Raw genomic sequence first — 11,730 nt, 5'->3', positions numbered from 1 at the left:
CCGGCGAGCGGCCCTACGGGTTCGGAGCTTTGGCATGGATGAGCGCAAGATGGATGTCGCGTTGGTGGAGTTGTGGCGCGGCTCACGGCCGCGCCACAGGAAACTGCAGACCGCGTGGCGCGTTGATACCGCGCGCCGGGCTAAGGTGGTTACAGCGCCTTGATGAGCAACGTGTTCTTGTCGTTGGAGCAGGTGATCTTCGACGGGTCGACGACGCCACCGACTGCCTTCACGACCGACGCGGTACCGCCGTTCGGCGCGATCGACAGGAATGCGACGCTGCTGGCCAGCGAGGAGACCAGCGGCAGGCAGGCGCTGTCGGGAATTTGCGTCAGCGTGTACTGGACGGAGTCGTTGGCCGTGTTCACGGTGCCAGCGACGGCTGTCAGCGTGCCGCCGCCCAGTGCCAGCGTCGGATTGGCGCCGCTCGAGTTCATGCTGCTCATATCGCGGAAGAAGCCACCGGATTTGAGAGCCGTGTTGGTGACACCGGCGTAGTTGCCCTGATACCCCTGCTTGACCTTGCCGATCAGGCTGGTGAGGTCACCGGACAGCGAGTTGGCCTGGCTCGACGCGCTGTTGCTGGAGAAGTACAGAATCACACCCACCAGGGCGAGCGCGACGATAACCAGCACCAGGCCGACTTCGACCATGCTGTAACCGGCCTGCGCGCGCATCAGGGTCAGTTTGGAAGCACCGGCAGCGCGAAGGCGCTGCAGTTCTTCGCGATGAACCGCGCGACGGCGGGAGAACGTTGAGGCTTGCATACGAAGTAGCTCCTTGAGCGGAAGAGTGGCTTGGGTGTAAGGCCGCGATGCGCTGCCTTCGAGACACAGTTTCCGTGCCGGTGCCGGCAATCTCGGCTCGAATGCGCTAGCAAAATCGTCCTGATTCGGTGTGCCCGCGCAAAAGCAAATCGGGGTGCCTTGCGGCACCCCGACGTGACTCCGGCCAACCCCTTCGGACTAGCGCTTCATGCTCTTGATTTGAGCTTGGTTCTTGAAGTCGTTAATCATAAACAGCGTCGCGCCATAGAGTCCGAACATCAACACCACGCACGTGAGCATCAGTGCGAACCGGGACTTGCCGGCCTTCTTCTGCATCTCGACTGGGGCCGTCGTCATGATGAGCGCGCCGACCTCATTGAGCATCGTCGACAGCTCCGCGTACTCCGCGATATCCACCACGCGGTAATAGTTGCGCTCGTTGACAATGCCCGTATTGAACAGCGCTCCCTTGGATGTTGGCTCTTCCTCCATATTCCGCATGATCTGGTCAATGTGCCATGCCAGCCAACTCACTGAGTTTTGCCGGATGCGCTGCAGTGCGTCCGCGATCTGGATGATCTGCGAGCCGATCAGCTTGGTGACCGATCCGAGCGCCACGAAGAAGGCCGCGCCCTGAAAGTCCCGGTACATCTCATAGGGAAGGAAATGATTGTCCAGCCACGCGCGGCCAGGCCCGGTGTACCGCGGCAGCGACCAGAAGATCCAGACAAGGACGACGGACACGACAGCGATCTCCAGTGGCCACCAGGTGCGGATCAGCGTCGCCGCACCGAACAGGAAGCTGGGCAGCAAGCCGATGGATGCTGGGTCGGCATTCGCCGTCATGGCTTTCTCGAGCTGCGGCATGACCATGAATGCCTGAATGGCGAGGAAGACGTGCAGCAGCACGATCAGGACGAGGCCAGAGGCCATGGTCATGATCATTTCCTGCTTGGTCTTGGCCATCGCGACGATGTTTTCCCCCAACGACTGCAGGCCAGAAGCCAGGTCGCCGGCATTCTCCGAGACGGCAAGCAGCGTTAGGTCCTCGTCTGGCACGGTGCCACGAATGGATTCGGTAAAGGTGCCTGTCTCCGCGAAACGGGTCAGCCAATACTGGGCCATCTTGCCGATCGCGCGCTTCTGGTACCGCTTCGCATAGTTCTCCAGGAACTGTGTGATCGGCACCCCGCGCATGGCGCGCATGCTCTGCGCGAGGTCGACGTAGAACTCACCGCGCTCGCCGCTGAACTCGTGCTTGGTAGTAAATCCCACCGAGTGCACCTTGGCGACCGGGACCGATGACGACTTGCGAAGAAATGGCATTGGGTATCTCTAGTGCGTGTTGGAACTGCCTAGGCCACGCGGCGCAGGCCCGTCTCGGAGGCAAGCTGCATTTCGTACTGGTCGAAGGTGCCGAATTTGTATTCGACCTCGCGCGGGTCGATCTCGCCCCGGGAGACCTTGAACATGGAGACTTCCAGCACGGTCTTGCCCGCGCTGGCCTCCTCATAGAATCGGGACCGATTGAGCGAGCGCACGTAGGCCTTCAGCTCCAGGTTCTGCCGCTCTCGAAACATCTTGAGCATGGTCTGATCCAGCTCGATCATCTCGGCAACGACCGTTCTGCCCTTGACACCATGCAGCTCTGGCAGCCCCGCCCGCCGGCAATACGGACAACCCTCCGGATTGGCGAACCGCAGGACCTTCCGCTCGATGCCAAACACCCGCTCGATGCGGGCGAGATACGCCTCGCTGATCCACTTAGCCTGCACATGGTCAACCTTGCACTTGGGACAGTTGATCGGCAACAGCGCCTGGTACACCAGCAGGTTCATGAAGCCGGGTGTCGCGATCACGTCGCGTGGGACGCCCAACTCGTCGGACGTGAGGCGCATGGTGATGGTGTCGATCGCACTCGGTGCGTGCACCGTCGAGAAGGCGCGGTGACCGGATTCCGCGATATCGCGGAAGAGTCCTGCGCTCTCATGGTCCCGGATTTCACCAATCAGGACCGCATCCGGGTCCATCCGCTTGAGCTGGCGCTTCACCGCCAGGAACGGGTCGTTGCCGGTATCGTTCATGGACCGGGACACGGAGAACTGGGTGGTGTCCGGGATGATGTACTCGACCGGATCCTCCACCGTGTACTTCGCCATGGTCGACGGCAACATCGTCATGATGGTCTGGGCGGTGGTCGACTTACCCGACCCCACCACACCGGCGGTGATCGTACCGCCGCCAAGGCGGCCGATGGTACGCTTCCAGGCCGCGATCTGGTCGGGCAGGTAGCCGAGCTCCTCGAGCGTGCGAATCGACTGGGCCTCGTCCTGGGTCAGCATCCGCATGACGATCTTGGTGCCCTTCGCGGACTGGTTGGAGGCCCAGCGGAACAGCAGGCGGTGACCGGCAACGTCGGCCCGGATCTGGCAGGCCTGCGGCTTGTTCTCGTTGAAGGCGTTCTCCGAGCCAGACCGGCTGTGGATGTTGTAGAGATACGCCGACGTGTCCAGCAGGTCGCCAGTTTTGATCTCGAATTCTCGCGGGCGAATCAGCTTGCCGTCGACCCGGAAGCCCACCTTGGAACGCTCCTGCAGGCGTTCAATCTCGAAGTGCAAGTCGGAGGCGTTGGTTTCGACCGCGAACCCGACGATGTTCTCAAACTGTGACCAGAGTGCGGAGTTTCTGTTGCGCGAATTCAGTCCGTTGGCCAGCGCCTTCGTCTTCGGCTTGTTCTCCATCACCCCATCGCGGCATAGCTCCACCATCACCACGGTGGATGCGATGTAGTAGACGGGCTCCGCTGCCTCACGTTTAAACGAAAGGGCCTTGATCAGCTCGTTGGCAATGTCCGAGTTGATCATGTTCTCGGTCAGGATCAGCGCGAAGCGGTTGGCCTCGGTCTCAACGGGGCAGATGTAATGCCGGAATGAGGCCTGGAGGTTGATCTCCTCGTACAGCTTTTTGGTGAACGGCGGCAGGTCGTCAATGTGTTCGACCGGCTTCGGGGCCGTCTGGTAGCCGCCGGCCGCGGCGCCGGCGCGGCGCTCATGACTAGCGGCCGGGGTCGCCGGAGCCAGGCTAGCGGAGAGCGGCACCTGCGGCGCCTTCCTCCCAAACAATCGGTTGAGCACGGTCAGTCCTTTGCCGGAGTCGATCACATCGTGGGGGCCCAGACGGTGTGTCCGCCCTTGCCGCGTTGCCCGACAGGGGCGAGAACCGCACCTTCTGCGGTCAAGCGCCGCACCTGGTAGCCGGCAACACGCGCGCCGGTGCGGATCGGGTAGATGCGGCCATTCCAGTTGAGGTGCCCGTGATAATCCATGGTGCCGTCCGCGTTGCTCACCCCGTAGATGGCCGCCACATACGGCTTCGCTTCCACCGCGGGCGCAGCGAGTACACTTGGGCCGCCTGCCGGCGCTGCCACCGCCACACCCGGGGTGGCGATGCCGGCCACGTTCGCGCCCGGCTTGAGCAATTCGTCGTTGAGCCGCTTGATCGTCAGCCTGTTCTCGAGGCGTTCGATCTCGCCGACGGTCGGCACATCGGTCTGGGCAAACGCCGCCTGGCAGAGCATGGCCGCGGCAAGCACGGTAATCACTTGGGTCGTCTTCACGGTCAGGTCCTGTTCTTACTTGGTGAGAACCGCGCCCGCCACTTTGACGGTCGCGAACGATTCGGCGGTACCAGCCTTGCCATTGCGCTCCAGGTTGAGCGAAAGCGCGGTAAGGTAGGCGTACTCGGGGAAGGTCTTCAGCACTGCGGCGGTGCGAAGTGGCAACTGTGCGGTCCACGTTGTTTCCCGGTACACCACCGGGACCGCGTCCTCAGGCACGCCGTCGGGAAGCCGGAAGGGCTTGATGTTGCCCATCTTCGGTTCCGTGCCGAGCACAGCCATCTTTTGCAGGGTCGGGATAAAATCCTGCGTCAGTTCGGCCCGCGATCGGGCGAGCTTGAGCACGTCCCCGACCGTCTTGGTGCTAGCCAGCGGCGCCGTGATCGAAACCCGTACCGTGCGCTGGTCTGGGTCGAATGCTGCGGACTTCGCCCACTCGGCTGGGGCCGCTGCCAGGAAGCTCTCATTCGACGCCTGGGAGAAGTTGCGTTCAAGCCGGACAACACAGCCCAAGCGCGGGGTGTCCTTGGGTTCGCAATCGACCGACTTCACCCCCCAGCCGCCGACCGAAACCGGCAGTCCCCTCACCCAATCCAGGTAATCGTCGATACCCGTAGCGAGGAACAGCGGCGAAGCGCTGACCACGCTGAGCGCCTGGGCATATTGTTCCGCCGGGGTCTGCGTTTTCCGCACCGCCTCTTCCGCGAGCTGCGTTGCCCGCCACTTGCTGTAGGTTTGCCAGCCGTAGCCGATCCCACCGAGCAGGACGAGTACGGCGACACCCTGGATTGGCGTGACGCGAAGCTTCGGCCGGCGCATGGCAGCGCTGGGATCCGCGAGTAGTGCCAGTTCCGTCAGGCTCAGCGTCTCGATGCCATCCAAGCGTGCATCGCCGATCAGGCTGAATGGCTCGCTGCCACAGATCTTGGTGAACTCATCAATAAGCGCCTTGACCTCCGCTGCACGCAGAAAGGCGTGATCGAAGCCCTGGCGTGGCCGCCGGTGATGAATCCCCACGGCAACATAGCCGTCCTGACCGGGAATCTCCGACACGTAAATCAGATTCTGCACCCCCGTCGCGCGCAGGATCAGCTGCGCGCCGGCGTAGACCGTCGCCCGCTTTGCGGGGCGCTTCGTCTTCGCCGGCAGCAGCCCAACGTATTGCCCGGCACGGTCCGCCCACAGCATCGTGGCGCCGGCCTTGCGCGCGACGGCCTCTTCACTGCCTTGCCGCAGCAGCACCTGCCACTGCAGGCCAAAGGCCACCAACTTCCCATCAATGGTGAGTATCACGATGCCCCCGCGCTCAGATATCGGCGTCGCGGATCACCGCCGACACCAGCACGATGGTGGTGGTCCGGGTGCGGCTCTGCGTGAGCGAGCCGCCAAGGGCCAATGGCGCGCCGTCGCCCATTGTGCGGCGGTCATACTGCGAGTGGATGCGGTCGAACCCCGTCAGGATCAGGGTCTGGCCGTTCTTGATCGGCACCTCCTGGGTCGAGCCCTCCCCGTTCACGTTGGGCAACTGGACCGACTGGGCGTTGCTACCGCTGCCCGACACGAAGGTCTGCAGGCTCTGCAGCACCGATTGGTCCAGCGACAAGGTCAGCATCACGCTGTCCTTGCTGGTGGCATTGGGGAACAGCACCAGCTTCAGCCCGGTGGAATCCTGGGCGGTCTGGATGCCCGGCGTCGAGCCACCGCCGGAGATCGAGGCCACGCCCGGCGTCGTGTTGCTCACGTAGGAGAAGGTGTTGCGCACGTTGTAGCTGATGGCGTGACGGTTGCGCGTCGACAGCGGCAGCTCGGTGGAGGTCTGGACCCGGCCGATCTCGGCCAGCGCGCGGATGATCGCCTGGGTCCCGCTCCCCGCGCCGGACATGATGTTCAGCCCCAGCGTGCCGGCGTTGCTGCTCACCAGCGAGGCCGGCGAGACCGCCGACAGGCTGAATGCCGGGATGTGCGCCAGGGCCTTGGTCAGCAAGGCATTCCAGTCCACCCCGCTCTCCCCGGTGTCGGTGGTGGTGATCTGCACCGTCTGCACGCGCAGCAGGACCATGCGCGACAGAATCGCGATCTGTTCCTTGATGATGGCGTCGGCGCGCTCCACCGCGTCCTGGGTGTCGGTGATCGTGATGGTGCCGGTGGCCTGGTTGGCGTTGATTGCGCCCACGCGCGTGAGCACGCTGTCGGCGGCCTCCTTGATCGCGTTCAGCTCGTTCAGGCCGCTCGCCTCGCTACGCACGGCATTGGCCGCCTGCTGCGCGCTCAGCGCATTGCTGTTGTTGCTCTGGTAGGTAGGGCCGGACAGCGCGGTGGAGTATGAGTTGGTCGCCGGCGACACGGGCAGGTTCCAGCTCTTGGTGACCAACCGATAGAACTTGATCGCGTTGGCCTGGTCGTCGTACTTCCATTGGATCTGCAGGCGGTTCGCGATGTTGTCCAGAATCTGGGCCAGGGGCGCCTCCATTCGGGGGAAGTCGAGTTCGGTGGGCGAGTCGGGCTGCAGGGGACCGCCGCCGGCGGCCGAGGTGGGTAGCGGCAGCGGTGCGGGTGGCAGGCCATTGGTCGCCATCGGCGGCGCGCCGGTGGGCGACGGCAAGGGCAGCGGTGCCATCGGCTGAGCGGCCGGCCCGCCAGCCTTCGCCGCACCGGTATCGATATTGCCGCTCTTGGGCATCAGCGACAGGGCCGAGAGGTAGACGTCGGGCGTGATGCTGACGGTGATACCTGTGACCACGCCGATGCGCTGTGCCGCCTCGGCAAGCGACACCCTGCCGCTGGGGAACAGCACGGCGGTCTTGAAGCCGCGCTGTAGCGCGCGCGGCAGGTGCACGTCGCGGGCCAGCGGCACCGACTTGCCCACGAGATATGGCCGATTGACCTCCTGCGCCTGCTCGATGAAGGCGCGGTTGGCGTCGATGGCCCGGTTGATCTCGGCCCGCTTGGCGTCGGCCTTGTTGGCCGCATTGTGATACTCATCCATCGCGCGCTGGGTCAGTGCCGGGGAGACGCAGCCAGCCAGCATCATGGCGGCAACCGCGCAGGCGGCGAGTTTGAAGGTGATATGCATGGGTTCGATCCGATGGATGGGCGGGACGATCTGTGGCGGCGTGGCTTATTCGGCGCGGTCACACAGCGCGGTGGCCGGAATGACCCGCACCACGGCATTGGTGTGGAAGCACGGCTGCACCGCGGCGTCGCTCATGTCGGTCGCGCGCAGGACCTCGCGGACGGCGGACTTGAAGTCGCCCGGGAACTGCGCGCTGCCGACCAGCGGTACGTCCCGCTCGGCACTCCAGACGAGCGACCACCCTGCGGCGCTGGCCCAGCGCGTGAGCAGCATGCGCACGTTCTGGTCGGCGGGCGTCACTTGCCACCCCGACGGAGCGGGTGCCGGCGCGGACGCAGAAACGGGTACGGCGGCTTCCCGCTGCGCGCTCCGCGCGGCGATCGGGTCCAGCTGGCCTGCCGGCCCCTGGGTCACCGGACCGCTCTCGCGGACGATGTAGTTGGCCGCGACGGCGGAGCTCGAGACCATCAGGCCCAGCAGCAGGGTCGCGCACGTTTGTTTGATGGCCATCTCGACCTCTCCATGAGTGAACTTGGTACTGACTACATACGGGACTGGTGTCTTGCCGCCCATCCCACACGGCCTCACTGCGCCGCCGCTGGCGACGCCGGAACGACTGCATTCCACAGCGCCTGCACACGCACAATGAACTCGGGGTCCCCCGCCGCGCGGATCGACGTCCAGCCCCTGGCCTTGGCCTCCGCGATGGCCGCGCGGACCTCGTCGTCCGACGAACCATGGACCGCAAGGCGCGAATCCACCGGTGCCACAGCGGCAGTCGGCGGCGGTGACAACAAGGGCGCGGCAGGCTCTGTCCGGGCAAGTGGTTGTGCCGGCAGCTGTGCAGCAGCCGCGGCGACGGTCTGAGCGGGAGGAAAGGTGGGAGCGGTAACTGCCGTGGCCGGAATCGCTGGTGCGCGGGGCACGACGAGCTCAACGACATAGGCCTGGCTTGTATTCCCCGTGCGTCGAATCTCGTAGCGCTGACCACCGGCATACGCGATGATCTCCACCGGCATACCGCGCACCAGGAAGGCGTCCAGCCGGCGCACGGCGTCCGGGACGGTCAGTGCAACCCCGGGCCGCGCCTGGATGTAGGTATTGACCCCATCGTTGAAGACGATGCGTACCGGCGAATCGGCACCCTGCGCCGGCGCGCAGGCCGCCGCGCCGGCCAGGAAGAGAGAGGCAATGGCTGTCTTAATCACTTTTGTGCGCTCCATGGCGACATGAGGGTGTCGCGCGACACCACAAAGAGGAACTCGGAGCCGGCTTCTCCGGTCAGCGTCGGCTGGATATTCAGGTTGCGCTGGAGCATGGCCCGCACGGTCTCGGAGAGCGACTGCGCAAAGACGGAACCGCCCAGTTGCGTGCCTCCCGCCCCGACGTTGACCGTGACGTTCTGCGACGCCTTGGACACCAGCAGCGACGCCGCGCCGACCACCAGCGAGCTGCCGAAAATCTTGAAGAAGTGGTTGTCGACATCCGCGTCCAGTCCGGCCATGCCTTGCATGTCGGCGGCCGAGGCACCGGACAGCGGAATCCAGCTGCCGTTGGGCAGAATCATCCGTTGCATCGCAATGAGCACGCGCGTCTGCCCGACCTGCGCTTCGTTCCGATAGACACCTCTCAGCACAGCGCCGGCAGGAATCAGGGGAATACGCTGGGTGATCGAGTCGTACACGGTTGACGTCACGCGCGCGGTGACCGTGCCCGGCATATCGCTGTTCACGCCAGTGATCAGCACGCTGCGCACCACCGTCCCCTCGTAGGCCGCCGCTTGCGCATGGGCCGGCTGCTGCCGGTTGGTCAGGTTCGGCGTATCGCCGGCCGCCTGCTCGAGGAACCCACTGTCCGCCGACCGGGAACTGGCTGCAGGCTGCTGCTGGCCCAGCTGGGAGAGCAAGGCCATCTGCCGCTCGGGAAGCGTATCCGGCGTGGTCGGTGCCGCCGGCGCCATCCCCGGATCCCGGCCGCTCACGCCCAGCGTGCTCGCCTCTGTCCCGCCAACCTTCTTCAGCGTGACGGACGCGCCGGCGGTGATCGCCGAGCCCCAGATCTCCTCCTCGCGGCTGGCGCCACTGCTTCGCCCATCCAGAGCAGGCTCCGGAGCGCCGAGCGCGCGCGACGCCGCATTGCCCTCCCCCATTGGCGTGGGCATCGCCGCAGTGCCGGCCTGCGGCGAGGCGACCGGCACGCTCGCGTCCTCCTGGAGATCGCGCAGCAGCTGCTTGCCCGCTGTTTCCGCCGGTGCCAGATCCGCCTTGCCGACCGGCTCTGCCGGCACAACGCGCTTCGTGTGTTCGGGCCAGAACATCCATACCAGCACGCTCGCCGCGAGCATGATCAATGCCACGACATGCAGATTCCGCCTGGCCTTGCCCTTGGTGAGCATCGGCGAGGGGCCGCTATCCGCCAGCGACTGGGCCGGCGTGGCACGCGGACGGTCGACGAAGGGATTCTTGAGATCAGTGGCCATCAGTTGCTGCCCCAATGCCATCCGGACGTCTTGCGCGAGACTCTCACCTCGCGCTTGCCCAGCTTCAGCAACAGCTTCTTGGCAAGACGATCGACGACGATGTAGTCGCCCTTCACCACATAGTTGACCAGCGACGGCTTGTCATCTTCATAGAGAAAGACGCCGGGCTGATCCTGCACGCTTGGCAGCCGCAGGAAGGTCTGCTTACCATCGTTAAAGACCGTGAGCGGCTTGAAGGGGGCGTCCCCTTCGGACTCATAGTCGAAGTCGTAGGCGGTGGGATCGGGCGCCCCGCCCAGTTCCTGGGATTTCAGGCGCGCCCTCTCCGTCTCGACCGACTCCCCTTTGTCGCGTTCCTTGAGGGTCAGCGCGGCTTCCACTTCCGGGTAGTGGAAGTTCACCTTCTGGAAGCGCTTGGCCCCTGGCTCGCCGGAACGCAGGTCAAACTGGTAGGTCCGCTTGTCCGTCACCACGGTGAGCGTGGTCGCCAAGCTCGGACGTAGCGGCTTGATGTACAGATTGCGCGGCCCGCCGCTCACCCGCCATTGGATCGAGTCCCCGATGGCTGGCAGTTCCACGACGCCTTCCCCGGCCTCCAGTTCCAGATGCGTCACGGTGCCCGGTGTCGTCAGGATCCTGAAGACGGCGTCCGGGCTGTAGGTGAACATGACGATACGGCTTTCGTCCGGCACCTCAATGGGCAACGCGGCGATTGACTGCCGCTCCTCTGCCGGCGGAGACGCTTTAGGCTTGGCGTGCGCGGCCGAGACACCCATCGCGGCGCAGAGAAGAAAGGTCAGGAGTCGTCGCTTCATTGGCTCGTAGTGGTTGCTTCGTCGGTGAGGTTGAAGCCGGTGGGGTAGACGCCGGCGGGATCCTTGATGATCTCTTCACGCGTGGTCGGCTTGATCACGGTGAAATTGATCGTCATGGCATAGTTGCGGTACTCGGGCACGGCGCCTGGCGCGCGGCGCGTCGTCGTGCGGAATCGGAGCAAGGCAGCATTGCCACCCTCCAGGAAATTGACGGACAGGTTCTGGTACTCGCGCACGAGCTTGGGGTTGTCCCGCAGCAGCACCAGCGGGTTCTCCTTGCGCCGCAGGTCTCGCAGCTGATCGCTGGCAGTGCCGACCGTCTTGGCCGCTGCGCGTGCCAGATTGGCCTCCACGGTGGCGCCGTTGATGGCAAACACCCACTCCACCCACTGATTTAGCGAGAACGCAAGCGCCGGCTGGTCCGGCATCCAATTGCCCGACTGGTTGGTATCAACGACGCGCCTGCCGAATTCCGACTGGTGAATCACCACCGGCTCCACCACCTTGAGTGGAAACAGGCGGAACGTGCCCGCGCCATTTGCAATCAGTGCCACGGCTTCGATGCACGCGACAAGGAACCAGCGGTTTCTCTCAATGCGCGAGCCGGCACCGAGTTCGTAATGGCGGCGTCGCGCGGCCTCGTGCGGATCGCCAGGCGTGAACTCGGGCGGGGTCGCCGGCAGGGACGTGGAGCGCGGAGATTTGCGGAATGGGTTCATGTACCCATTTTTTCAGGCACTGCGCGGCTTTTACGACTCGAATGCTATGGAGAAAGCATCCTGATTCGAGGTGAGCCGTCTCGCGCGTGGCTCTCGCGGCTACACGCCGCTTCGTTCGTTGCTTCCGGCTTCCCAGGGAACCCCTGCCTTCCGCTGGGACTTGCCCCAGGTGCCCCCCAAGTGAGTGCGCCCTGCCGGGCGCACCAACGACAAAGCGCCCGCACAAGGCGGGCGCTCGAGGGTGACGCCGGCGTTCGGTGG

Annotated in this window: 11 protein-coding genes; all 11 read right to left on the bottom strand. The window is 64.7% G+C overall.

Going from position 1 to position 11,730, the window contains the following annotated elements:
- Positions 1-149 precede the first annotated feature (149 nt).
- Complete coding sequence (locus ACZY0R_RS13110; protein WP_488858804.1) at positions 150-767, bottom strand: type 4 pilus major pilin; 618 nt, start codon at positions 765-767, stop codon at positions 150-152.
- A gap of 198 nt (positions 768-965) precedes the next feature.
- Complete coding sequence (locus ACZY0R_RS13105) at positions 966-2,093, bottom strand: type II secretion system F family protein (RefSeq protein WP_488858802.1); 1,128 nt, start codon at positions 2,091-2,093, stop codon at positions 966-968.
- Positions 2,094-2,122: 29 nt separating this feature from the next.
- On the bottom strand, positions 2,123-3,928 hold the full coding sequence (locus ACZY0R_RS13100; RefSeq protein ID WP_488858801.1) for a GspE/PulE family protein: 1,806 nt from the start codon (positions 3,926-3,928) through the stop codon (positions 2,123-2,125).
- Positions 3,925-4,383: a hypothetical protein gene (locus ACZY0R_RS13095; protein ID WP_488858800.1), complete on the bottom strand. Its 459-nt coding sequence runs from the start codon at positions 4,381-4,383 to the stop codon at positions 3,925-3,927. Before ACZY0R_RS13095 ends, ACZY0R_RS13100 begins: the two co-directional genes overlap by 4 nt.
- 15 nt (positions 4,384-4,398) lie before the next feature.
- A complete protein-coding gene (locus ACZY0R_RS13090) occupies positions 4,399-5,676 on the bottom strand; it encodes a hypothetical protein (protein WP_488858798.1) in 1,278 nt (425 codons plus the stop codon).
- A 13-nt stretch (positions 5,677-5,689) separates the two neighbouring features.
- Positions 5,690-7,456, bottom strand: coding sequence for a type II secretion system protein GspD (locus ACZY0R_RS13085; protein WP_488858797.1), 1,767 nt, complete (start codon positions 7,454-7,456; stop codon positions 5,690-5,692).
- 45 nt (positions 7,457-7,501) lie between these two features.
- Positions 7,502-7,966: a toxin co-regulated pilus biosynthesis Q family protein gene (locus ACZY0R_RS13080; RefSeq protein WP_488858796.1), complete on the bottom strand. Its 465-nt coding sequence runs from the start codon at positions 7,964-7,966 to the stop codon at positions 7,502-7,504.
- A 74-nt stretch (positions 7,967-8,040) separates the two neighbouring features.
- Positions 8,041-8,664 carry a hypothetical protein gene (locus ACZY0R_RS13075; RefSeq protein WP_488858795.1) on the bottom strand — a complete coding sequence of 208 codons (624 nt, stop codon included), beginning with the start codon at positions 8,662-8,664 and terminating at the stop codon, positions 8,041-8,043.
- Positions 8,661-9,935, bottom strand: coding sequence for a TrbI/VirB10 family protein (locus ACZY0R_RS13070; protein ID WP_488858794.1), 1,275 nt, complete (start codon positions 9,933-9,935; stop codon positions 8,661-8,663). The genes ACZY0R_RS13075 and ACZY0R_RS13070 overlap by 4 nt, the downstream gene beginning before the upstream one ends.
- Positions 9,935-10,750 (bottom strand): TrbG/VirB9 family P-type conjugative transfer protein, encoded by an 816-nt coding sequence (locus ACZY0R_RS13065; RefSeq protein WP_488858793.1) that lies wholly within the window; start codon positions 10,748-10,750, stop codon positions 9,935-9,937. Before ACZY0R_RS13065 ends, ACZY0R_RS13070 begins: the two co-directional genes overlap by 1 nt.
- Positions 10,747-11,469 (bottom strand): VirB8 family type IV secretion system protein, encoded by a 723-nt coding sequence (locus ACZY0R_RS13060; protein WP_488858792.1) that lies wholly within the window; start codon positions 11,467-11,469, stop codon positions 10,747-10,749. The genes ACZY0R_RS13065 and ACZY0R_RS13060 overlap by 4 nt, the downstream gene beginning before the upstream one ends.
- Positions 11,470-11,730: the final 261 nt, after the last annotated feature.

It is taken from the genome of Cupriavidus sp. F041 (assembly GCF_057814235.1).
Note: the sequence above shows the minus strand (reverse complement) of the source record. Positions and strands in the feature narration are given on the sequence as shown.